Here is a 22,639-nt window from a genome sequence, read left to right as displayed (position 1 = left end):
GAATCAGCCTGCTTTCCTAATGCAAATAACCAACAAAGGAGATGTTTTTCATGAAGACCATAGAGCAGAACAATATCGAAATGGTGACCGCAAAGATCGAGGAGTTGTGGAATAAAGGGGATATTTATCAGACGGATCAGTTTTTTGCCGAACAGATCGCAGAAGCCTTCGAGGATCAACACTATATGCTAGCCGATACCTTAGCCCAAGGGGAGAAGGTCATAGCAAGAATTGTTATTACAGGAACGCATAATGCCAGCTTTGCAGGAAATCCGCCGACGGGCAAATCCGTTCAGATTACCCAGTTCCGGGAATTTCATATCGTAGATGGCAAAATTACGAATCACATTGGTTGGTTCGATACAGGAACGCTGCTGCCCCAAATCCAGGCAAAGTAGCTGCGGATGTTAACGGTAAAGCAATCGGAAAACCCAACGAACAAAGGAGATGTTTTATGATGAAAACAATAGAACAGAACAATATGGAAACGGTATCCGCGTTTATCGAGAGTTTCTGGAATCAGAGTGATATGGACAGCACGGATCAATTTTTATCGCCCGGTTATCAAGAGCATTCTTATCAATCGAAAGAAGGCTTGAAACAATTTGCCTTAACCATACTGGGGGCATTTCCAGATAAACACTATACCGTGGAACAGATGATCGCCCAAGGGGATGAGGTATTAGTAAGAATGGGGGTAAAAGGCACGCATACCGGCATGTTTTTTGGAAACTCTCCAACAGGCAACACCATTGATGTGACACTGTACCGTCAATATCGGGTAACCGATGGTAAAATAACCGAACATCGCGGTTGGATCGACATGGTGACGATGTGGCGCCAAATTCGAGGCAGCTAAAGATTCGGCACGATCCAGTCTTATGGACTGGGTCGTTTATTTTGCTCTCTGACCATGATATATTCCATCTCATTTTATCCTTAATATGGTAAAATAGAGGAGTCGGAGGTGTGTTATGACGAATTCAGCGAAATGGATCTGGGTATGGATGGTAGCATTGGTGCTGGCCTGCACCGTGTTTCTGATTGAACATCAAAAGAAGATCGAACAGGGAACGAAAATGACCTTGCAAAGCATATTGGGCACATCTCTATTTCAGATATGGAGCCATTACACCGACATTTTGGAGCTGAAGTCCATGCCCCTTCATGAAGCGCGCCTTGCGGAAGTGCGGCTGAAGCTGGCGGCCATCGAAGCCTATTCCAAGACAGCGGATGAAGCCGTCCGTTCGCAGCTGCTTAACCCCATCGCAGGAAAGTTCCTGGCTCTGTCCGACAGCATACGGGAAAGCTATGCGGAGAACGGGGAGTTCTCGGAGGAAGACGTCAAGAAATATGCGATCATCATGAAGGATTCGGAAGCATTGATTTCCCTGATGTACAAGGTGTATTACGTTTCGGATTCGGTTGAGGGGGGAGAAGTCAATCTGGACATCTCCGATTACGACGAATTGGTAGCGCTTAACAACAGGTTGAAGCATGATTTGGATGGTTTTGCGAAGAAGTAGTTTAGAGTGCCGGAACCCGGAGAAGAAACGATAGTAGACGGAAAAAAGACACCTGATCGGCTTTCCAAGGACATGCCTCGGAATAGCGATGGGGTGTCTTTCCTATATGCAGGATTATGTAATCCCTGTGTTATTTATTGAGCTGCAGTCTCTAATGTGGACAGCGTCATTTCCATTTTGCGGGTGATTTCTTTCTGCCACTTCACGTCTCCAAGCTGGATCGCGAGGTTCAGCAGGTCCAAATAATCATCCATTTGCAGAGAACAGCGGCGGGAAGTCGTTTTCATAAGTCAATCGGCTCTCCTTTGTATATAAACTCTTCAAGCGAAAAGCGTGTAAACCTGAGTATAAATACATTCTCAACACATTCTCACTTGTCCGGTAATGATAATCATTATCATGTGGTTAATTCTCATTATAAAGGCTTCCCGCCCAGGTTGCAAGCCACTTTCTTGGATTTTGCGTAAAAATGAATTAATTCATGAAGAACCGCTGCCTGTATTTGCGCGGCGAGATCCCTTCCTGCTTCGTGAAACAGGAGGTGAAGTAGGCCGCATGATTGAAACCGACCTCCTCCGCGACCCGGCTGACGCTGAAGTCCGTCTGCATCAGCAGCATCTTGGCCTGCTCGATCCGATAGCGCTGCAAATATTCAACCGGCGAGCAGCCGAATTCCTTCTGCATGCAGCGTGCGATATAGACAGGGTGGAAGTTGATGCGGTCGCCGAGCTCCTGTACCTTGAACTCCTCGCGATAATGCTTCCGCAGATAAGCTGCGGCCCGTTCGGCACAAGCGGAGGAGGGCGAGGAGAGGGGCGTATCCAATGCGGCGGCCAGCAACTCGTTGAGCTCTTGGAACACCACCTGCTGCCGCCACAGGATTTTGGCCTGGTGACCGTACTGAACCAGCGAAGACAGGGTAGCCAGGAGCTCCATGGCCTTTTCCGGCTGAGGCAGGGTGCCGAACTGGGGAATGTTGACGGAAAAATAGTTCGGCGTCATCGCCTTCAGCTCCGGAACTTCCTCTCTTCTAGGCGCTTGGCAGGCTTCGTCCGGGTGCCAATCCCCGGAAGTCTGGAAATGGAGCCAGTAATAATCGGTCTCCTCGGTGCATCCTTTCGTACCGAAATGATGGGTATCGGGACGCAGGATCAGGAACATGCCGGGTTTGATCTCATAAGGATTTCCGTTCTCGGTGACATGCAGCTCTCCCTTCCTAACGACGAGCAAATCAAAGATACCGATGTTTTTGCGGTTGGGATGTCCACTGTGAATCGGAGCCCGGGTAAGCCCGCTATTGATGTATTCCGGCAGCGGCGGAACGGTAAAATTCAGGATCGTCATAAGAAAGCCCTTTCGTGGTTCGCGAGGTTTGAATTTTGAAAGTTTTCGTTCGGAAAATGATATTATAACTCCAGTATACCATCTATAATTTGAAAGGTTAAAGACCGTTTCATCATGAATTGTGTTTAACCCTTACATCATGGGTGGAGGTTGGAATGTTGGATAAAAACACAAACAAATTTACATTATGGGTTCTCGCATGGCCCATATTTATCGAGCTGTTCCTGCAGTTTCTGCTGGGAGCGGTGGATACATTGATGGTCAGCCGGATTTCCGACGATGCGGTGGCCGTGGTCGGCTTCTCCAATCAGCTGTTTCAGGCGATGACGACGCTGTTCATGACGGTCGCCAGCGGTGCCGGCATTCTCATTGCCCAAAAGATCGGCTCGCATCGGACGGGGGATGCCCGAACGATCGGCATCATGGCGGTAAGCGCCACCACCATCATCGGCTTGGCGTGCAGCGTGATATTGTTTGCAATGCCGGAGGCTATCGCCTCGGTGCTGCAGCTGCCGGAGCATCTGCTTCCGCTTGCGGGAACGTATATCTCCATTGTCGGCGGCGGAATGATATTGATTGCCATGATGGCTACGATGAGCACGGTCATCCGCAATACCGGCAACACGCGCGGGCCGATGTACGTGGCCATCGGGATGAATATCATCCACGTCATTATGAACTATGGGTTTATATTCGGGGCTTTCGGCTTCCCGCAGTGGGGGCTTACCGGCGTTGCGATTTCGACGGTGGTCAGCCGATTGCTTGCCGTTCTCTTGCTGCTGTACATGTTCCTTCGTTCCTTTGAATACCGAATCAAATGGAAGGAATTCGGGGTGTTCGACCGCCCGCTGTTCGGCGAAATCCTGAAGATCGGATGGCCGCTCGGCATCAATATGTCCTGCTGGGTCTTTACGCAGCTGATCATCTACTCCTTCATTGCAACGCTGGGTGCCGCCGAGCTGGCAGCCCGTACGTACATGAATACGCTGGAATCCTTCTGCTTCCTGCTTGGCTCGTCGATCGCGATGGCGGCCCAGATCCAGATCGCGCATCTGTTCGGCGCAGGCCGGATCCGGGAGGCATACCGAAGCGCGTACCGCGCACTGGGTATCGGGGCAATTTACGTGGTCGTCAATGCGTTCATCCTGTATGTTTTCGGAAAACAGCTGCTGGGGCTGTTTACGGACGATAAGACGATCGTTGCGATCGGGGCATCGCTTCTTGGGATGAACCTGATTCTCCAGCCCGGCAAAATGCTCAACATGGCGCTCGGCAACTCGCTTAATGCCGTCGGAGATACTAGGTTCACCATGTACATTTCCCTTGGCTCGATGTGGCTTGTCGCCACCGGGCTGTCCTATGTGCTTGGCATACACATGGGATGGGGTCTTATCGGCATCTACTCCTGCATGATTGCCGACGAGTATTTGCGCGGCGTGTTGTCTTTCTTCCGCTGGCGGGGGCAGAAGCACCTCCGCAAGGCAGAGCAAGTCGAGCCGGTGAGCCATCAGGCACACTCAATGGAACCGATCCCGGCGCAAGCTTAATGATTGGTTATAATATAGAAAAAGGATACTTCGGCCGTGCGGCATCGGGGTATCCTTTTTTTACATACTAAAAAAATAACGTACTCGAAAACTTTTTGCCTGCATGCCGGGGTATTGTAAGTGATTGGCCAAGTGAAAGGAGGCAAGCACGGTTTGGTACACGACCTTATACAACGATTAAAGACGGAGTACAGCGATGAACTGTTTGAACAATTGTATCGTTTATATGCGGATCGGGCGATTCGAACGGCAGCCGCAGTCACCGGAAGTTCGGCAAGCGCCGCCGACGTGGTCCAGGAAACGTTTATCAGGGTTTACCGCAATCTGGGGTCCTATGATTTGAGCAGACCCTTTGAGCCGTGGTTCAACCGGATTCTCTATAACGAGTGCAACCGGTATTTGAAGAAACATGCGAAGATGGTGCCTTCGGAAATTTCCGAGGAGAGGGATCTTCCCTCCGAGAGCGACACCTATGAATTTGACCGGCACGGCGAGGTATATGAGCTGGTGCAGCGGCTGGACGATCCGCACCGGATTCCCGTTATTTTGAAATATTTGAATGATGTAGCCGAGAAGGATATCGCGGACATGATGGAGCTGAACGTCAACACGGTGAAGTCCAGGCTGTTCAAAGCGAGAAAGAAATTAAAGGAATGGATGCTGCAGAATAGGGGAGGGAATCAGCATGGGACGTGATCCATGGGATCAAGAGATTGCAGACGGCCTGAAAAAGGGGACGGATGACGCGATGCGACATAAAGACGAGATTTGGATGGCGATCAAGGAGCGGATTCATAACGAGCAAGCCCAGCAGCCGGCGGAGCCGGAGACCCGCTTCGCGCCAAGGGAATCGAAAGGGCGCCGCCGTTCGGGACGAAGAGCGGCCGGATGGATTGCGGGAACCGCCGCTGCGGCAGCCATCGTGCTGACCGTCAGCTTTCAGACGGCGCCTGTCCAAGCGTTCATTGATCAGGTGAAGGAATGGTTCGCTCCTCAGAAGACGGTTGAACAGGAGCTGGAAGGCATGCCGGAAACAAGCGTGGATCAGCTGCATGAGGGAGCGGATTACGTGATTTATATGGATGAGAGCCGGTTTAAGATGGTTCATCAATCGGGCGTGGACCGCATTGAATTGAAGGAGAAGCCGACGGATGACCGCTATCCGGAGGTGTTCATGGAAATTTCGCAGGAGGGCATTGATCCGAAGAGCGCAGCGGAGCAGCTTCAGAAGGAGCTGCAAACGTATCCGAAGGTCGAGGCGAATCTCGTGGATGAACCGATTCAAGGCTGGGAGGTGCGTGCGGTAGGCGGCACCGGCGGCAAAGAGTGGGATGATCCGGTCATACGGTATTACGTGTTCGATAACGGGCAAGGCGGCAGCTTTGTCGTGAAGCAGCAGTACTTCCTGGAGGCCTCCGAAGGCTTCGGTGCACGCTTCCATAACATGATGAAGGAATTCCATATTACCTCCAATCATAATGGAGAGACAACGAAGGAGTAGTGAGCAATGAACAAGATTAGCGTGATATGGATTGCTGTCGTGGCCGTGCTGGTGATCGGAGGCTGCAGCAACGAAACTCCCCTGGTGGAGAGCGAGCCGGTGAACACATCCGTGCAAGGGCTTGAATTATCCAAGCAGCCGCAGCCGAAGGAGAAGAAAGAGGCAACTCCTGCCGGAGAGAGTGACGAGGCTTCAGAAGATCAATCGGTAGCGAAGGCAGCCGATCCGTCGCCGTCTGTTCCGGCCCCTTCCGCGGAAAATGCAACCCCTCAAGCAGACGCTTCAACCTCGAAAGAGCAGGGAGAAGATGTTGTTTCTTCCCTGAAAGAGCTGTCGCTGATAAACAAGACGATGGAAGAAGTCCGGCAACAGCTTGGGGAGGCGAAGACGACGGCTAAAGGCGGGGGATTCACTTCGTGGCAGTATGATCATCCAGGCAAGGCAGGCTACCATTATCCCGAAACCGCCGTTTCGGTAGATGTTCAGGGCCTCGATAGCGGAAGCATGAAGGCGCAGCTCATGATTAGCTTTAACGAGAACAATTTGGTGGACTCTTATTCCATCTATCACGTGGTCGATGGTGAAATTATGGCGTACCGCGTCACCGAAGCAGGGGCTGTGGAGGAACCGGGACAGGCGGATTAAGCAGGAGGCGTTTCTACAAGATAATCGCAGCAAGCGCAATGAATGATAACAAGTGCAAGGGATAGTCCGACCGGAAGGTGGTGGACTATCCCTTGTTGTTGTTTATAGCTCGGATAGAATCGTTTGCAGACGGCTTCTTGCGTTAATTTATATAACATTAAATAATCTGAATGTCTGATGATGGGCTCCATATATTTCTGGATTTTATTTAATTTAAATCTATCAAAAAAGGCAAATTAATAGGGAATATCATCTATAAACTATCATTGTAAACGCTTTTCCTACCGCATGTAATATTTGTTATATTAGATAACATTAAATAGAATGATTCTAACGAATACATAGATTAATGTTAGATAATATAACATTAATATCAGAGGAGAGTGCCATGATGAAACCAAAGTCGAAACGCCCGTTAGCAGTATGGAGTACCGCTGCATTTACCGCTTTTGTGATTTCTTTATCGCCTGTTGGGACGTATGCGGCCCATGCTGCGACGGTAACGGAAGTGAAAGGGACGGTTAGTGCGATTTCACCCGTGCAAACTCCTGCGGCGCCAGGCCGGAATACGACGGTTCCTCCCCTGTCGGAGGCCTCTAAACAATCGGCGAAACCGAACGTGCTGGTGGTTGCGACTGGCGGCACTTTGGCGGGCCAATCGACGGATGCTACCAGCTTTCAATCCTATCGGGCAGGTACGCTGAAGATTGAAGACATGGTGGGCGAGCTTCCGAATACGGACAAGATTGCGGATATCAGTACGCTCCAGTTCGGCAACTCCGGGTCGAGCGCCTATACCATGGCCGATTTATACGATCTTTCCCGGACCGTCGACAAGGCGCTGGAGGTGTACGATAGCGTCGTCGTGACAACGGGGACGGATACGATGGAAGAGATTGCGTACTTCCTCGATCTGACGGTGCAAAGCGATAAACCCGTCGTTATCACCGGTTCCATGAGACCTTGGACGGTGATCGGTTCCGATGCCCAAGCGAACCTGTACAACGCCATCAAGCTTGCCGGAAGCGGCCGTACGGAATCCTTCGGCACGGTGCTGATGCTGAATGACACGATTCATCTGGCGCGCGGCGTAACCAAAACCAATGACTACCGCACCGACACGTTCGAAACGCCTATGCTGGGAGCGGTCGGATATATCGATGACGAGAATATCCGTATCTACCGGGCTCCCCTCCGTGCAATGAAAGAGGAAGGTCAGGGCAAACCGGTGTTTGATCTGAGCAAAATCTCGAAAGGGGATCTGGCGAAGGTCGAAATTGCGGTTTCTTATCAGGAGGCCGGCGGCGGCGCGATCAAAGGCTTTGTGGCAGATGGAGCTAAAGGCATCGTCACCTCCGGTACCGGCGCAGGCGGCATCTCGAGAGAGATGAGCGCCGCCCGCAAAGAAGCCATCGAAAAGGGGGTGGTCTTCGTAACTACGACCCGTACAGGCTCTGGCAGCGTATACGGCGGCGGAGAGGGCATCATTTCAGGCGACAACCTGAGTCCTCAACAAGCCCGCGTTCTGCTGCTGCTCTCCCTGTCCTTTACGGATGATTTCGATACGATCAAGGGTTGGTTCGCAACCTACGGAACGCCTGAAGTGTAATCTCAGTCCCAGTCATTTTTTAGCTGCTCCTTATTCCTACTGAACGATGAAATTCCTTCCACCAATATATTTGCCGCCGGGGATGACCCGGCGGTCTTTTTTTGTTCGCAAGCACGGAGGACAAATCGATATTGGCGTTCGTCGCATCCAGCGACTGAATAGCGTTCCGGGCATTGGGGCTAGCGCCGAGAAATTGGGATCTGCAGATGTAACGGGGCGTGAGCTTGACGGATATTTTCATCGGTTTATTGCTTTCTATGTCAGCTATTTGTATACTTTACAATAGTAAACGATTACTATAAGTGAGGGATCCTATGAAGAAGCCGACCACGATACATGATATAGCGAAGATGGCAAACGTTTCTTCGGCAACGGTTTCGCGCGTGTTAAGCAACAGCAGTTATCCTGTCAGCAAGGAGCTTAAAGAGCGCATCCAGCAAATCGCGAAGGAATCCAATTATATTCCGAATATGCTCGGCAAACAGCTGAAGAAGAATAGCAGCAATACGATCGGAGTCATCATTCCTTCTATCGTGAACCCATTTTATTCTTCCGTCATTTTCGGGATCGAAGAGGTGGCTCGGCAGAATAATTTTACGGTTATCGTATGCAATTCCCTGCAAGATCCGGCGCTGGAGGATGAATATTTAAGGACGATCATGGAGAAGCAGGTCAAAGGCCTGATCATCTCCTCGATCTCCAAGGATAAGAGCCAGTTGACCCAGCTGATGAAGCTTGGCCTGAACGTCATCGCCATCGATCAGAAGATCGATGAGGATAACATTAACCAGATCGAGTTCGACTACCACAAGGCCGGTTACATCGCAACCAAGCATCTGCAGGAGAAGGGGCATGCGCGCATCGGTTACGTCACTTCCAAGCTGGATCGTCCAAGCCGCCGAAGCATTCATCAGGGCTATATGTCGGCGATGAAGGATGCAGGTCTCAAACCGCTGGTTGTCGAGTCCCCGACCGAGGAAGTGTATAACGCGATCACCGAATTCGATACGGGCAAGCAGCTCACGCAGAGACTGCTGGAACATTCGCCGCAGCCGACGGCGATATTTGCGTGCAATGACATGATGGCCTTTGGGGTGATCAACGAATTGTCGCAGCGCGACATTCAGGTGCCGGAGCAGATTTCGGTAATGGGCTTTGACGGCATTGACGTGGGGCAGATGATTCATCCGCCGCTCACAACGATAAAGCAGCCCGATTACGAGATGGGGAAGATGGCCTGCAAAATGCTGCTGGATATGATGCAGGGCGACGATAGCCCGATGTTTGATGTTATGCTGCAGCCTAAATTGCTGGAGCGAAAATCGGTCCGGGATATCCGGGAGAACAAGTGAATACAAGGATGGCATAAAGCCCGGCATTTCAAAAAACGCTCGGGCTTTATTTGTTGTTAATAAAGATATCGATTACTAACTTTTTTCCTATCCGTTTCTTGATTCAGCATGTGGAAAACAATTCCTGTAAAACCTCGGAACACCTTATATAACGCTCAAAGTCAGACGTATAGTAGAAAAATAATCGATGATAACATAGAAAACTCTATTCAAGAAAGGGCTTCCATGCTATACTCGTTACAGAAATCGATTACTATAGAATGAATGCCTTTGGAATGAGCTGGAGCAGAAAACACGAAATCTCTATTTGTAACTCAAAAAGGAGGGTTTTCAATGTCAAAAAAGGTAAAGGTAATCTCTTTGATGCTGGCGTTTATGATGATGTTCACCGCATGCTCCTCATCCGGCGGGTCAACCGATGGGGAGGTCTCGCCGGGGGAAGCGGAAGGCAGCAAAGAGAAGGTGACGCTCAAGATTGGGCTCCCTGGCAGCTATGAGGTGACGAGTAAAGAAATTATCGACGGTTTTATTGCGTCCCCCCCCACATCAACGTTGAAATCCAAGAAGCGCCTTGGGGGGACTTTACGTCCAAGATCGCCACGCAGATTGCAGGCAACACGATGCCGGACGTCTGGTTCCAAGAGAACGCCACCATACTTAGCTACGGGGAACGCGGTGTGGCAGAGGACTTGTCCTCCTACATTGAATCCGACCTGAAAGCGGACGAATACATCGACGGCCTGTTCTCCGCCAAAACGCCGGAAGGGAAGATCTGGGGCGTCCCCCACGGCATTAACCCGATTGCGCTAGCGTACAACCAGGATGTCTTCGAGAAGGCTGGCGTGCCGGTACCGACCGACGACTGGACCTTTGACGACCTCATTGAAGCCTCCAAGCAGCTGACGATCAAGGAAGGAGACCAAACCAGCCAATTCGGATTCATCGGTTCCTTTTCCATAACCAACGGCTGGTTTCCTTGGATTAAGCAGGCAGGCGGCTCGGCCTTGGACGACACCCTGACGAAATCGCGGTTTGACGATCCCAAAACCGCGGCCGGATTACAGCAGCTGTATGACGGTTTGAATCAAGGCTATTTTGCCGATATCGATTACCTGAAAGCGAACGGCGGCGAGCTCGAAGTATTCGCGAGCGGCAAGGCCGCGATGTATTTCCTTCAATACAGCCTGCAGGTGAATATGAACGAGAGCTTTGCCGATACGAACTGGGATGTCGTCAAAATTCCGAAAGGGGTTGACGGCAAGCGCTATGTTCCGATGGTAGCCAACACGTGGCTGGTCTCCTCCAGAGCGAAGCAGGAATCGAAGGATGCCGCCTGGGAGTTCCTGAAATATTACCACGGCGATGAAGTGCAGGATATCATCGTCAAGACGGGATCCACGCTGCCTGTGAAAAAGTCGGCGCTGGATCAATTGAAGGACAGCACAAACAAACCGCTGAACAAAGCGGCTTTCACGGACGGCATTAACGAAGGCGGCGTTACCCTGGACGAGAATGCTACCTGGAGCGAATGGCGGATTCTGGTGCAGCAGGTGGTCAATGAAATCATGGTGGGCAATGTTTCGGTGGAGGACGGCGTGAAGGATATTCATGCCAAGGTTCAGGATGTGCTGGACTCCGGTAAATAGCTTTCATGGGATCAGGGCGGATGCAGTCTTGGCGACGTGTCGGATTGCATCCCTGCTCCGTTAACGAAAGGCAGGTGTGTCATGCAGAAACAAGGGTACTGGGGTTATATCTTCACATTGCCGTTTGTCATCAACGTCGTGGTTTTTCTCTTATTTCCGATCCTATTCTCCACGTATATTTCCTTCACGGAGTGGGATTTGTTTAACCCGCCGCGTTGGATCGGACTGGATAACTGGGTGCGCGTCCTGAACAAGCGCGAGTTCTGGGTGTCCATCCGGAACGTGTTTGTGTTCGCGCTTATCTTCGTGCCGATTCAGACGTTGATGGCATTCGTGATCGCATTCATGCTGAATCAGGCCATCCGGGCCAAGGGCTTGTTCCGGCTGTTCTATTTCCTCCCCGTCGTGACACCGTGGATCGCCGGCGGCGTGGTCTGGGTGTGGATGTTCAACTATCAATACGGCGTGATCAACTGGGTGCTGGAGTCTGTCGGCCTTGCCCCCGTCAAATGGATTGACAGCAGCCATTGGCTGACGGTCATATCCAGCATCGCGATCGTTCAGGTATGGAAGGGCGTGGGCCAATCCATGATCATGATTCTGGCCGGCATGCAGAACGTTCCGAAAGAGGTGCTGGAAGCCTCGCAGATCGATGGCGCCAATGGCTGGAAGCAGCTGACGAAGGTGGTATTCCCGATGGTGACGCCGATGGTGTATCTCGTCATGATTTTGTCTACCATCTCGGCATTCCAGGCATTCGACGTGTTCCTCGGTCTGTTCGGCTCCATCACCACGGGCATACCGGAGAGAAATATGGTGCCGAATCTGCTGGTGTACCGGGACGCGTTCCTGCTCTTCAAAATGGGACCGGCATCGGCAACGGCCTGGCTGCTGTTTGTCATCATCCTGAGCTTCACGTTGTCCCAGAAGTATTTCGAGAAAAAGTGGGTGCACTATGACTAAGACGACTCACTCCTTGCTTAAGGTGCTGATGTACCTGCTGCTGATTGCCGGTGCGGTTTTCATGGTGTTCCCTTTCATATGGATGCTGTCCACGTCGCTGAAGACGGTTGGCGCCATCTCGCAGATGCCGCCGCAGCTCATCCCGAATCCGCTGAATTGGGATAACTATGTGACGATATGGAATAAAGTCGACTTCGGCCGATATACCTTGAACAGCTTTTTCATCGTTTCGATCGAGATGGTGGGATCCTTGGTCTCCAGCGCTTTCGTGGCCTTCGGGCTGGCGATGTTTACCTTTCGGCTGCGGGGGCTCATCTATATGATCATGCTGGCTACCCTAATGATTCCGTCACAAGTGACCATGATCCCGACCTATTTCATCTGGAAGGAATTCGGGGCGTTGAATTCGTATTACCCTTTGATCGTGCCCAGCTTCCTGGGCGGGGCGTTCGGTATTTTCTTAATGCATCAGTTCATTAAATCCTTGCCCAAAGAGCTGTATGAATCGGCTACGATCGACGGCTGCAGCCCGCCGGGCATATTCTTCAAAATTTATTTGCCGCTGTGCAAGCCGGCGCTGGCCGCGCTGGGCGTATTCACCTTCATGGGCGCGTGGAACAACACGTTGGGCCCGTTGATTTACCTGCAAGACAAGGAATTGTACACATTGCCGCTCGGCTTGCTCTACCTGAAATCGGAGAACGTCAATCAAGCGCTGCTGATGGCGGGGGCCGTTATTACGACGCTGCCGGTCGTCATCGTCTATCTGTTCGCGCAGAAGCAATTTGTTCAAGGCATCGCTTCGACAGGGATGAAAGGCTGAAGGAGGAACTTACGACATGAAGAAGTACGTGCTGGTCGGCGCTGGATCGAGAGCGCTGTATATGTTTGCTAAGCCGATGGTTACCGACTGGAGAGGCGTCCTTGCCTTTGAAGGCGTGTATGATGCCAATCCGGTGCGGGCTCGCTTTCTGAGCGAGGAGTGCGGGGGAATCCCCGTCTACGATGATTTTGACGGAATGATCGCCGACGCGAAGCCGGATGTCGTGATCGTGGCGAGTACGGATTACACGCATCATACTTATATCGTGCAAGCCTTGAGGGCAGGCTGCGACGTCATTAGCGAGAAGCCGATGACGATTGACGAAGACAAGTGCCGGGAGATCCTGCAGGCGGAGTCGGAGAGCGGCAAGAAGGTGACGGTCACGTTCAACCTTCGGTTTGCGCCTTATTTTGCGACCGTGAAGGAACTGCTGCTGCAAGGAGCCATCGGAGATGTTTACCATATTGATCTGGAGTGGTTTTTGGACCGCCGGCATGGCGCGGACTATTTCCGCAGATGGCACGCCGAGATGAAGAACAGCGGCGGGCTGCTGGTTCACAAGTCCACGCATCACTTCGACATCGTGAATTGGTGGATGAACAGCCGTCCCGCGGAAGTTCATGCGTTTGGGACGAGACGGGTGTACGGGGACGACCGGCAGGACCATGGAGAACGATGCCTGACTTGCCACCGGAAAGACGAGTGCGAGTTCTATATGGATATCGAAAAGGATCCGTTTCTTGAAAAATACTATCGCCAGGCGGAAGAAGCCGACGGCTATTTGCGGGACCGCTGCCTGTTTGACGGCCGGATCGACATTTATGACACGATGTCGGTCAATGTCCGGTATGACAATGATGCGATGCTGACCTATTCCCTCGTCGCCTATAGCCCGTATGAGGGTTGGCGCGCCGCGATCAACGGCAGCAAAGGCCGGATTGAGGTCTCGAATGTATACAGCAACGCGGATATGAAGCAAGGGGAAGCGAGCCGGATTCATATTTTCAGAGCCGATAGCACGGAAGAGCTGGTCGAAGTCAATACATCGGCCGCTGGTCACGGCGGCGGGGATGCGAAGCTGCGTAAGGCGCTGTTCGAAGGCGGGGTCGAAGATCCGCTAGGTCAACAAGCCGACAGCTCGGTAGGTGCCGAATCCCTTCTGATCGGCGCCACGGCCAATCGCTCCATTGCCGAAGGCCGGGCGATGAAGCTGCCGGACGTTTTGCCGACGCTCGTCAACGGGAGTTCATCGAGATGAACAGCGTTCAGGAACTGGAGCAGTATGTCTGCACGTTATACGACACGCGGGATCAGTTGAAAGCGCATGTGTTCGAGCGTTCCGATGCCGCATTTGCCGCTGGGGATGCTATCCGCGATTCCATCGTCACGGCCGAGGCGGCAAGAAAGCGGCAGGAGGACATCAAGGCGGCCTTCCTGAGGTCCATCGGCGGTCTTCCCGATGCATTCGCGAACCCTGGACGGGAGGAAGGGGCGGCATTCGGGGAAGAAACATCGCCTGACAGGTCTCCGCTTAAGGAACGTTCGCGCTGGTCCGCGGGGGACGCCGGCAACATGTCAGGTGGCAGAACCGATACCCTTCTTAACGGACGCATAACGGGATGTATTCGCGGAACCGGCTTTCAAGTAGAGAAGGTGATGTTCGAGTCCCTTCCGGGGTATGCCGTCACGTCGAATCTGTATCTGCCCGATCACCGGGAAGAACGCTCCGCGGCCGTCCTGTTTCTGAGCGGCCACGAGCTGGGGGCGAAGCATGATGCCTATTATCAGCGCGTCATCCAGCACTTCGTCCGGGCGGGCATCATCGTGCTGGCCATCGATCCGATCGGGCAGGGCGAGCGCCTTAGCCTTCATGATTTCGAGGATCGGGAAGGGAGCGTCCTATGGGGAACGAAGGAGCATCAGCAGTACGGCGTTCAGTGCCATATGCTCGGCGACAGCGTAGCCCGATATTTCGTTCACGATGCCATGCGTGCCATCGACTACTTGTGCGAACGGCCCGAGGTCGATCCTTCGCGGATCGGCGTAACGGGAAATTCCGGCGGCGGAACGCAGACGGCCATGATGATGGTCTGCGATGAACGCATTGCGGCGGCGGCTCCCGCCACCTTCATCATGAACCGGCAGCTGTACATGCATGCCGGCGGCGTGCAGGATGCCGAGCAGGTATGGTCGGGCCTGTCCGGGCTGGGTTACGACCATGAGGATCTGCTTATCGCTTTTGCGCCGAAGCCGCTGATCGTGTTGGCGGCGGAATACGATTTCTTCCCGATTGAAGGCACGCGGCGCACCGTTGATCGCTGCAGGCGCTTCTGGGAGCTGCTCGGTCACCCGGGCGACCTGCAGCTTGTGACCGACGCCTCGACGCACCGCTATACGGATCGGCTGGCCGCGGCGGCCGCGGCATTTTTCGTCCGGCATCTCGAGGTGAAGGCTGTTCCCAACGATGCCATGAAGATCGAGGCGCTGCCTCCGGAACAACTGTGGTGCAGTCCCGGCGGTCAGGTGTACCGGGATAAGGCGGACGGAAGGACGATCCGGGACTTCAATGCCGATCGCTGCGACCAGCTGGCAGTAGCCCGTTCGCTGCTGCCGACGCAGCAAAGACAGGTTCAAGCAAGGCAGTGGCTGCAGGAGAAGATTTACGCCTCCCGGAAGCCTTGCGAATTGAACCCGCGCATCATTGGGCTGGGCGCAGTGGAGGGCCTTGAGGCCGATTATCGCTTGTGGTGGTCGCAGGAGGGCATCATGAACAGCGGTTATGTATTCCGACTGGCCGAGGATACAGCCGAACGAAGGCGGCCGCTGACCGTTGCCGTTTGGCGGGGAGGGACCCGCCAGCTGAAAGCGCATTGGGCCTGGGTTCAGGAAACATGCCGATCCGGCCGCGCCGTGCTGGTGCTGAACACGTCCGGGGTCGGTCCTCATGAGCCCTATCCGATCTATGGTAAGCCCGCGCGTTCTTATTTTGGGGTGCTGCATAAGCTTGCCGATGATTTGATCTGGCTCGGGGACAGTTTGGCTGCGCTGCGCACGTACGATGTCATCCGGTGCATGGAGGTTATCTCCCACTTTGATGAGTGGCAGGCGGGAGCGGTCCCGTTCTATACGGTAGGTCGGGAAGGGGTGTATGTGCAGCTTGCCGCGGAGGTTGACCATAGAATCGGCGCGATTACGGCCATTCATCCTGTGAGCAGCGCAGCCGATCTGGTCAGGGCTCGGCAGCTTGAGGAGGAGGAAGCGATGAGCGTCGTGTTTCCCGGCATTTTCAAGATGCTTGATCCCTCCGAGCTGAACGAACCGCGGGTAGAATATCGCGGGCAACTAGAGGGAAAGGATGTGGAAGGACATGAGTAAACCAAAACCACTAACGGTCACGCTGGTCGGAGCCGGCCTTCGCGGCATGATTTACAGCGGATATGCGCTCCAGCGACCGGAGGAGATGCAGATTGTTGCCGTTGCCGATCCGAATGAGGTGCGGCGCAGCCGCTGCCAAGCGAAGTTCGGGATAGCGGATGAGCAATGCTTTGCAAGCTGGGATGAGCTGTTTGCCGGACCCCGTCAATCGGATGCGGTCTTCATCTGCACGAGGGACCGGGACCACTATGAGCCGACCATGAAGGCGTTGGCAGCCGGGTATCATGTGCTTCTGGAAAAGCCGATGTCCCCGGAGTGGCAGGAATGCATCGATATGGGCCGGCAGGCGGAAGCCTTCGACCGTACGTTAACGATTTGCCATGTTCTCCGGTATGCGCCTTTTTTCCAAGAGCTTAAACGGCTGCTCGATGAAGGACGAATCGGCCGCCTGATGTCGATCCAGCACAACGAGAACGTCGGCTATTGGCACCAGGCCCACTCGTATGTGCGGGGATATTTCAATAACAGCGAGTCATCCAGCCCGATGATTTTGGCCAAATCCTGCCATGACTTGGACATCATGCAATGGCTGGCGGGAGGCCGATGCCTAAGCGTGGCCTCCTATGGCCACCTGTCGCATTTCCGTCCGGAGTCGGCTCCGCCCGGCGCGCCGAAGCGATGCCTGGATGGATGCCCGGTATCGCACGAATGCCAGTACTATGCGCCGAATACGTATTTGATCGAGAATGCGGGCTGGAAAGGCGAGGCTGCGAGCAACGACCCGAGTTACGAAGCGCGTTACCAAGCGATGCTGGAGGGTCCTTTTGGCCGGTGCGTGTACCACTGCGATAACGACGTCGTGGATCATCAGGTCGTCAGCATGGAGTTCGAGCATGACATTACGGCGGTGTTCACGATGAGCGCGTTCACGGAGAAATGCAACCGTACCATCAAGCTAATGGGCACCGAAGGCGAAATACGGGCCACGATGGAGACTAATGAGATCGAGATCCGCCGTTTCGGCAGCGGCAAGCAGGAAGTGATCCAGCTCGTCGATCCGGAAGGCCATGTAGGCCATGGCGGCGGGGATATGCGTTTGATCGCCGATTTTGTGAAGTCGGTTCAATCCAAGGGACAGCATAACAGCACAACCTCTGCCCAAGCATCGATCCTGAGTCATCTGATGGCGTTTGCCGCCGAGCGTTCCCGCGTAGAAAAACGCATGGTGAGGCTGGAGGAATTTATGAATAGCGGCGTTCTGGCCTAATGGCTTACATTTCTACAATGTTGTACAACAAGGAGGAATTATCATTATGCAGTTGAACATCTTGGAACATGCGGATCAGGCAGGCTTGGAGGCGGCCCGCGCTTGCGAGGCGATTCTCCGCGATACAATCGCGGAGAAAGGAAAAGCGCGAATCGTCCTGTCGACGGGCGCGTCGCAGTTTGAGTTTTTGTCGCACTTTGTGAAGCTGAATCTGGAATGGGAACGAATCGAAATGTTCCATTTGGACGAATACATCGCGCTGCCGGAATCCCATCCGGCGAGCTTTCGCAAGTACTTGAAGGAGCGCTTCCTGAAATATGCGAGCGTCGGCCAAGCTTGGCTCATCAACGGGGAGGGCGATCCCGAGGAAACGGTGAAGCGGCTGAACGAGGAAATCGTCAAAGCGCCCGTGGATTTGGCCCTGATCGGGATCGGGGAGAATGCGCATATTGCCTTTAATGATCCGCCGGCCGATTTTGATAACGATTCGCCTTATACGATCGTGAATCTCAGCGATACCTGCAAGAGCCAGCAGGTAAGGGAAGGCTGGTTTGCATCGAATGAGGAAGTGCCCAAACAGGCGATTACGATGACGGTCAAGCAGATTTTGAAGAGCCGCCATATCGTATCGGTCGTGCCTCATCAGGCGAAAGCGGCAGCCATTCAAAATACGATTCAAGGCGGGGTCGATAACCGGGTGCCGGCTACCATCCTGAAGACGCATTCCAGCTGGATGCTGTATCTGGATAAAGCATCGGCAGCGCCGATATATCAATGGGCTTAGGCAGGGGGCACCTATGATGTGGCGTGGAAAGCTCCCGCACACCGGCGAGCCGGTTGAGGTAGAGTCGTCAGACGGACGGATCGCGGCCATACGACGGTTAGGTCAGGGGGATAAGACGGCGTTGCTGCCCTGGATCAGCAGCGGCTGGATCGATGTGCAGGTCAACGGCTTCGGCGGATACGATTTGAATGGAACCGTGACGTCGCAAAGCGACATTGCAGGCGTGACGCGGGCGCTGCATCGGTGCGGGGTCGCCGCCTACTTGCCGACGGTCATCACGGGCAGCTACGACCGGATGCGTCAAGCATTTCAGGCATTGTCCAAGTATGCCGGGTCCAAGCAGTTCGGGAGCGCCTCGATAGTCGGCATTCATATGGAAGGCCCCTATCTTTCCGATGAAGACGGCAGTCGCGGGGCGCATCCGAGGGAGTATATCCGGAATCCGGATTGGGATGAGTTTCAACGGCTTCAGGATGCGGCTGACGGGCTTATCCGGATGGTGACACTCGCGCCGGAGCGCGAAGGCTCGGTTCCATTTATAGAGAAGGTAGTCAAGGCAGGTGTAATCGTCGCGATCGGGCATACGATGGCAACCGGCGAGCAGATCGATCGGGCGGTGCAGGCAGGGGCAACGGTTTCGACGCATCTGGGGAACGGCTCGCAGCCCGTTTTGCCGCGCCACCCCAACTATATCTGGCACCAGCTGGCGGACGACCGGTTATGGGCCACCTTTATACCGGACGGCCACCATCTGGCGCCCCCTGTGCTGAAAGCGATGCTGCGGGCAAAACGGAACAAAGCGGTGCTTGTCAGCGATGCCGTCATGTTCGGCGGCATGGCTCCCGGAAGGTACAGCAGCCTCATCGGAGGCGAAGTCGAGCTGACGGCGGACGGGCGCCTGCATACGGTAGCGAATCCGGCGATACTGGCCGGATCCGCTTCTTCGCTGGAGGTTGGCATTGCGAATGCGATTCGCTATACGGATATGACGCTGGCGGAAGCAGTAAGCGCGGTCACGGTCCGCCCGGCTATGGTGCTGGATATGCCGCAGTTGGGCGAGCTTGCGCTCGGGAGCCCGGCGAACCTGACGCTGTTCGACTGCGATACGGACGGATCGGGCATGGTGGTCCGGGAGACCGTTGTAGCGGGCGAGAGGGTGTACGGTCCTGTTTGATGAACCAACACAAAAAAACCATCCCTGTCGAGCGTTCATTGCGCCAGCTCGCACGGGGATGGTTTTTCTATTGATGTTATTTTTCGATATGCTCCACGAACCAGCGGACGATGTGGCTGAGGCGCCGGACCCGCAGGTGCGGATTGCCGCTACGGGACAGGTTATGGTCCGCGCCGGGGAAGCGAATCAGCTGGGTTTCACGGCCCAGTCGCTTCAAGGCGATAAACAGCTGTTCTCCCTGCTCGATCGGGCAGCGGAGGTCCTGTTCGCCGTGAAGGATAAGCAGCGGCGTGCTGACATTCTTCACGTAAGCGAGCGGGGAGTGCTTCCACAGCTTGTCGAGATCGTCCCAAGGATTGCCCCAGATTTGGTCCTGGGTAAAGGTATAGCCGATATCGCTGACGCCGTAGAAGGAAATCCAGTTCGATATCGAGCGCTGGGTTACCGCAGCTTGGAACCGGTCGGTATGACCGACGATCCAGTTGGTCATGAAGCCGCCGTAACTGCCGCCGGTCACGCCGAGACGGGAAGCGTCGATATAAGTGTAGGTATTCACAACATAATCCACGGCTTCCATCAGATCCTGGTAATCCCGCCCGCCGTAATCGCCTCTGACGGTATTGACGTGGACTTGACCGTATCCATGGCCGCCCCGCGGGTTGGTATAGAAAACGGCATAGCCGGCTGCTGCCAGCAGCTGGAACTCATGCATAAACGTGTGTCCGTACATGGCTTGCGGACCGCCATGAATCTCCAGCACGGCCGGGACCTTGGAGCCTTCCGCGAAGCCGGCAGGCTTCATGATCCAGCCTTGGATCGGCCAGCCGTCCGACGTACGGAACGTAAAGGACTCCGGCGTGCTTAACGTAAGCTCGTTCCACAGCTCCTCATTGCAGTTCGTCAGACGGCGTTCCTCGTTGCTGCCTGTAGTGAAGCTGAACAGATCGCCCGGCTGCAGCGGGTCGGCAGCGGCAAATACCACGTTTTCTTCCGGTGTCAGTGCGAATTGGTACACCTCGCGTTCACCTGCCACCACCAGCTCGAAGGAGGAGCCGTCCAAGGCAAAACGTCCAATATGGACGCCCCCATCCTGGCTGAGCTGAACGTAAACCGATCGGCCGTCCTTGCTGAACAGGGGAGGCGTTCCCGCCCCGGCTCTCATGTCGCTGACAGCGGCGTGCCCGAGCTGAACGTCCATGTCCGTGAAGAGGACGCGGGCTTCTCCGCCCGAGAGCGGAACCAGGTGGATTTTGGTCAGCGTGGCAAATCCGCAGCTGAGATCGCTGGCAAGCATGAGTACATGCTGCCCGTCCGGGGTGAACGCAATGGAACCGATCGAGAGGGTTCCGTCCGTGATTTCGGTTACCGATCCGCTGGACAGGTCCATGACAAACACATCGTTCGTCAAGCGAAGATCCGGGTCCGGGAAATGCTCCGTGGCGAGGGTGCTGCTGTATGCGATGCTGCCGCCGTCGGGTGACCAGGCAAAGGCATATACGTCAAAATCGCCTTCGGTGATTGGTTGGCATTCTTCCGTAGCCGGATTCACGATAAATAGATGATGTCGGCGGTCATTCCATAATCCGGGGCCATCGGCTTTATATTTAATGCGGTTAATGATTTTTTCTTCCGGCAGCTTGTGCTTGTCGTCTTTGTCTTTCTCTTCGCTTTCGGTAGATTCAGCCGCTTCGGCTTCGCTCCGAACCAGCAGACGCGAGCTGTCCGGCGACCATTTAAATGCGCTGACGCCGTGCTCCAGGTCGGTAGCGGGGCGGGCTTCCCCACCGTTGGCAGGCATGATCCATACCTGTGGCTTATCGTCCTTTTTGCGCAAGAAGGCAAGCTCAGACCCGTCGGGGGACCAAGCGGGTGCTGCATCGGCTTCGCCGGAAGTGAAGGGAATATCCTGAGCGCCCCCTGCGGGAAGCAGGCGGATATGGGAACGGTAACCGTCGTGCTTTTCGCTCACGGACTTATGTACATAGGCTATGGCCCCGCTTGCGGGGGATACGACAGGGTCATTCACCCAGTGCATCCGGTACAAATCCTCGGGCGTTATAAGTCGCTTATCAGTCATGAATCATCCTCCTAATCTTCTTGTGTGAGTTAAACCTCATTATCCCAGATAATGGCATGGAAATCTAGATAAAATAGAGGGGAAGGATGTGAACGTTTCGATCCAAATGCTAGTAAAACAGAGGAGGATTTACAATAATTCTAGGCTATAATCGAGGATTTGGAGACAGAGAAGAGCTTGTTATTCTTCAAGTGGTCAATTTATGACATGAACCGTACCCGAGAATCTCGATAGGTGTCCCCTTCTCTTTTTGTTATAATTGAGATAGACTCTCAATTAGGAGTATGCAAATAAGACCAACTATATAGAGCTCGGGAGGAAATCAAATATGAACGTAAGTGAAGCTATCCGCACGCGCCGCAGCCTTGGCAAGGTCAAGCCTGACGCCGTACCGCAGGAGTTGATCGAACAGATCGTCGAAGCAGGAACCTGGGCGCCGAACCACAAGCTGACGGAGCCGTGGAAATTCTTTGTCATGCAAGGGGAAGGCCGCGACGTGCTCGGCAATGCCCTGGGGGATATTCAGGTGGCCGGCGGCGACGATACGAGCGAAGAGGCCGTGAACGCAGCGCGCGAATCGGGACGTACGAAGGCGTACCGCGCTCCGGTCGTCATCGGTGTGGCGGTTGAGCCGTCGACGGATCCGAAGGTGATTGAGCTGGAAGAGTACGGAGCGGTATTCGCCGGCATCCAGAACATGCTGCTGCAAATTCATGAGCTGGGTCTTGGCGCCGTGTGGAGAACCGGCGAGCCGTGTTTCCACGCGTTGATGAACCAAGCGTTCGGATTGAAGCCTGACGATAAAATGCTGGGTTTCCTGTACATCGGATATCCGGACATGGAGCCGAAGCAGGGGAAACGTCAACCGGCCGCGAACAAGACGGTATGGCTGAATAGTGCTGCAGACCTGTAGTTGATCTATCCCCGGCCGCAAAAATCCGGTATAATGGACCCTAAGTTTATCGAAGGGTGCTGGGCATCCGGGGATTGACACTAGGGGAGTGTA

The 22,639-nt window shown here is 54.0% G+C and carries 22 protein-coding genes; 18 read left to right on the top strand and 4 right to left on the bottom strand.

Annotated elements, in window-relative coordinates:
- Window positions 1–50: 50 nt before the first annotated feature.
- From RB297_RS19680 to RB297_RS19670, 3 genes are all read left to right on the top strand, one after another.
- Complete coding sequence (locus RB297_RS19680) at window positions 51–398, top strand: ester cyclase (protein WP_375121211.1); 348 nt, start codon at window positions 51–53, stop codon at window positions 396–398.
- A 56-nt stretch (window positions 399–454) separates the two neighbouring features.
- The gene (locus tag RB297_RS19675; protein WP_375121210.1) at window positions 455–859 is read left to right on the top strand and encodes an ester cyclase; all 405 of its coding nucleotides are present in this window, start codon (window positions 455–457) and stop codon (window positions 857–859) included.
- A 115-nt stretch (window positions 860–974) separates the two neighbouring features.
- Complete coding sequence (locus tag RB297_RS19670) at window positions 975–1,526, top strand: hypothetical protein (RefSeq protein ID WP_213580092.1); 552 nt, start codon at window positions 975–977, stop codon at window positions 1,524–1,526.
- Between the two features lie 134 nt (window positions 1,527–1,660).
- Here RB297_RS19670 and RB297_RS19665 read toward each other — a convergent pair whose 3' ends face one another.
- Together RB297_RS19665 and RB297_RS19660 are read right to left on the bottom strand one after the other, a co-directional pair.
- A complete protein-coding gene (locus RB297_RS19665; RefSeq protein WP_009591875.1) occupies window positions 1,661–1,813 on the bottom strand; it encodes a hypothetical protein in 153 nt (50 codons plus the stop codon).
- A 187-nt stretch (window positions 1,814–2,000) separates the two neighbouring features.
- A complete protein-coding gene (locus RB297_RS19660; protein ID WP_375121209.1) occupies window positions 2,001–2,870 on the bottom strand; it encodes an AraC family transcriptional regulator in 870 nt (289 codons plus the stop codon).
- 155 nt (window positions 2,871–3,025) lie between these two features.
- On the opposite strand from RB297_RS19660, the gene RB297_RS19655 reads away from it, so the two are divergent.
- From RB297_RS19655 to RB297_RS19630, 6 genes are all read left to right on the top strand, one after another.
- Complete coding sequence (locus RB297_RS19655) at window positions 3,026–4,417, top strand: MATE family efflux transporter (RefSeq protein WP_096774696.1); 1,392 nt, start codon at window positions 3,026–3,028, stop codon at window positions 4,415–4,417.
- A 153-nt stretch (window positions 4,418–4,570) separates the two neighbouring features.
- Window positions 4,571–5,113, top strand: coding sequence for an RNA polymerase sigma factor (locus RB297_RS19650; RefSeq protein WP_096774695.1), 543 nt, complete (start codon window positions 4,571–4,573; stop codon window positions 5,111–5,113).
- Window positions 5,103–5,918, top strand: a complete 816-nt coding sequence (locus RB297_RS19645; protein ID WP_096774694.1) for a hypothetical protein — start codon at window positions 5,103–5,105, stop codon at window positions 5,916–5,918. Before RB297_RS19650 ends, RB297_RS19645 begins: the two co-directional genes overlap by 11 nt.
- 6 nt (window positions 5,919–5,924) lie before the next feature.
- Complete coding sequence (locus RB297_RS19640; RefSeq protein ID WP_375121207.1) at window positions 5,925–6,563, top strand: hypothetical protein; 639 nt, start codon at window positions 5,925–5,927, stop codon at window positions 6,561–6,563.
- 388 nt (window positions 6,564–6,951) lie between these two features.
- Entirely contained in the window at window positions 6,952–8,172 is a 1,221-nt protein-coding gene (locus tag RB297_RS19635) for an asparaginase (RefSeq protein WP_375121206.1), read from the top strand.
- A gap of 314 nt (window positions 8,173–8,486) precedes the next feature.
- Window positions 8,487–9,524: a LacI family DNA-binding transcriptional regulator gene (locus RB297_RS19630; RefSeq protein ID WP_375121205.1), complete on the top strand. Its 1,038-nt coding sequence runs from the start codon at window positions 8,487–8,489 to the stop codon at window positions 9,522–9,524.
- 314 nt (window positions 9,525–9,838) lie between these two features.
- Here RB297_RS19630 and RB297_RS19625 read toward each other — a convergent pair whose 3' ends face one another.
- Window positions 9,839–9,997 (bottom strand): hypothetical protein, encoded by a 159-nt coding sequence (locus RB297_RS19625; protein ID WP_375121204.1) that lies wholly within the window; start codon window positions 9,995–9,997, stop codon window positions 9,839–9,841.
- Between the two features lie 72 nt (window positions 9,998–10,069).
- Here RB297_RS19625 and RB297_RS19620 point away from each other — a divergent pair, with 72 nt between their 5' ends.
- From RB297_RS19620 to RB297_RS19585, 8 genes are all read left to right on the top strand, one after another.
- Window positions 10,070–11,170, top strand: a complete 1,101-nt coding sequence (locus RB297_RS19620) for an ABC transporter substrate-binding protein (protein ID WP_375121403.1) — start codon at window positions 10,070–10,072, stop codon at window positions 11,168–11,170.
- Window positions 11,171–11,251: 81 nt separating this feature from the next.
- Window positions 11,252–12,133: a carbohydrate ABC transporter permease gene (locus RB297_RS19615; protein ID WP_375121203.1), complete on the top strand. Its 882-nt coding sequence runs from the start codon at window positions 11,252–11,254 to the stop codon at window positions 12,131–12,133.
- Window positions 12,126–12,956 carry a carbohydrate ABC transporter permease gene (locus tag RB297_RS19610; protein ID WP_375121202.1) on the top strand — a complete coding sequence of 277 codons (831 nt, stop codon included), beginning with the start codon at window positions 12,126–12,128 and terminating at the stop codon, window positions 12,954–12,956. The genes RB297_RS19615 and RB297_RS19610 overlap by 8 nt, the downstream gene beginning before the upstream one ends.
- Before the next feature lie 16 nt (window positions 12,957–12,972).
- The gene (locus RB297_RS19605; protein ID WP_375121201.1) at window positions 12,973–14,214 is read left to right on the top strand and encodes a Gfo/Idh/MocA family protein; all 1,242 of its coding nucleotides are present in this window, start codon (window positions 12,973–12,975) and stop codon (window positions 14,212–14,214) included.
- Complete coding sequence (locus tag RB297_RS19600) at window positions 14,211–16,331, top strand: alpha/beta hydrolase family protein (protein ID WP_375121200.1); 2,121 nt, start codon at window positions 14,211–14,213, stop codon at window positions 16,329–16,331. Before RB297_RS19605 ends, RB297_RS19600 begins: the two co-directional genes overlap by 4 nt.
- Window positions 16,324–17,598 carry a Gfo/Idh/MocA family protein gene (locus RB297_RS19595; RefSeq protein WP_375121199.1) on the top strand — a complete coding sequence of 425 codons (1,275 nt, stop codon included), beginning with the start codon at window positions 16,324–16,326 and terminating at the stop codon, window positions 17,596–17,598. Before RB297_RS19600 ends, RB297_RS19595 begins: the two co-directional genes overlap by 8 nt.
- A gap of 46 nt (window positions 17,599–17,644) precedes the next feature.
- Window positions 17,645–18,382, top strand: a complete 738-nt coding sequence (locus RB297_RS19590; protein ID WP_277747715.1) for a glucosamine-6-phosphate deaminase — start codon at window positions 17,645–17,647, stop codon at window positions 18,380–18,382.
- Between the two features lie 13 nt (window positions 18,383–18,395).
- Entirely contained in the window at window positions 18,396–19,556 is a 1,161-nt protein-coding gene (locus RB297_RS19585) for an N-acetylglucosamine-6-phosphate deacetylase (protein ID WP_375121198.1), read from the top strand.
- Window positions 19,557–19,632: 76 nt separating this feature from the next.
- On the opposite strand, the gene RB297_RS19580 is transcribed toward RB297_RS19585, so the two are convergent.
- A complete protein-coding gene (locus RB297_RS19580) occupies window positions 19,633–21,633 on the bottom strand; it encodes a S9 family peptidase (protein ID WP_375121197.1) in 2,001 nt (666 codons plus the stop codon).
- Window positions 21,634–21,961: 328 nt separating this feature from the next.
- On the opposite strand from RB297_RS19580, the gene RB297_RS19575 reads away from it, so the two are divergent.
- Entirely contained in the window at window positions 21,962–22,546 is a 585-nt protein-coding gene (locus RB297_RS19575) for a nitroreductase family protein (protein ID WP_012818767.1), read from the top strand.
- Window positions 22,547–22,639 lie beyond the last annotated feature (93 nt).

Source organism: Paenibacillus sp. CR_12 (assembly GCF_041953985.1).
GTDB lineage: Bacteria > Bacillota > Bacilli > Paenibacillales > Paenibacillaceae > Paenibacillus_AQ > Paenibacillus_AQ lautus_A.
This window is presented reverse-complemented; position numbering and strand designations above follow the sequence as displayed.

Coding starts and splice junctions, on each gene's coding strand:
- RB297_RS19630 (WP_375121205.1), top strand. CDS start 8,487: ATGAAGAAGCCGACCACGATACATGATATAGCGAAGATGGCAAACGTT.
- RB297_RS19655 (WP_096774696.1), top strand. CDS start 3,026: ATGTTGGATAAAAACACAAACAAATTTACATTATGGGTTCTCGCATGG.
- RB297_RS19640 (WP_375121207.1), top strand. CDS start 5,925: ATGAACAAGATTAGCGTGATATGGATTGCTGTCGTGGCCGTGCTGGTG.
- RB297_RS19575 (WP_012818767.1), top strand. CDS start 21,962: ATGAACGTAAGTGAAGCTATCCGCACGCGCCGCAGCCTTGGCAAGGTC.
- RB297_RS19585 (WP_375121198.1), top strand. CDS start 18,396: ATGATGTGGCGTGGAAAGCTCCCGCACACCGGCGAGCCGGTTGAGGTA.
- RB297_RS19615 (WP_375121203.1), top strand. CDS start 11,252: ATGCAGAAACAAGGGTACTGGGGTTATATCTTCACATTGCCGTTTGTC.
- RB297_RS19680 (WP_375121211.1), top strand. CDS start 51: ATGAAGACCATAGAGCAGAACAATATCGAAATGGTGACCGCAAAGATC.
- RB297_RS19600 (WP_375121200.1), top strand. CDS start 14,211: ATGAACAGCGTTCAGGAACTGGAGCAGTATGTCTGCACGTTATACGAC.
- RB297_RS19645 (WP_096774694.1), top strand. CDS start 5,103: ATGGGACGTGATCCATGGGATCAAGAGATTGCAGACGGCCTGAAAAAG.
- RB297_RS19660 (WP_375121209.1), bottom strand. CDS start 2,870: ATGACGATCCTGAATTTTACCGTTCCGCCGCTGCCGGAATACATCAAT.
- RB297_RS19610 (WP_375121202.1), top strand. CDS start 12,126: ATGACTAAGACGACTCACTCCTTGCTTAAGGTGCTGATGTACCTGCTG.
- RB297_RS19670 (WP_213580092.1), top strand. CDS start 975: ATGACGAATTCAGCGAAATGGATCTGGGTATGGATGGTAGCATTGGTG.
- RB297_RS19595 (WP_375121199.1), top strand. CDS start 16,324: ATGAGTAAACCAAAACCACTAACGGTCACGCTGGTCGGAGCCGGCCTT.
- RB297_RS19605 (WP_375121201.1), top strand. CDS start 12,973: ATGAAGAAGTACGTGCTGGTCGGCGCTGGATCGAGAGCGCTGTATATG.
- RB297_RS19590 (WP_277747715.1), top strand. CDS start 17,645: ATGCAGTTGAACATCTTGGAACATGCGGATCAGGCAGGCTTGGAGGCG.
- RB297_RS19665 (WP_009591875.1), bottom strand. CDS start 1,813: ATGAAAACGACTTCCCGCCGCTGTTCTCTGCAAATGGATGATTATTTG.
- RB297_RS19580 (WP_375121197.1), bottom strand. CDS start 21,633: ATGACTGATAAGCGACTTATAACGCCCGAGGATTTGTACCGGATGCAC.
- RB297_RS19635 (WP_375121206.1), top strand. CDS start 6,952: ATGATGAAACCAAAGTCGAAACGCCCGTTAGCAGTATGGAGTACCGCT.
- RB297_RS19675 (WP_375121210.1), top strand. CDS start 455: ATGATGAAAACAATAGAACAGAACAATATGGAAACGGTATCCGCGTTT.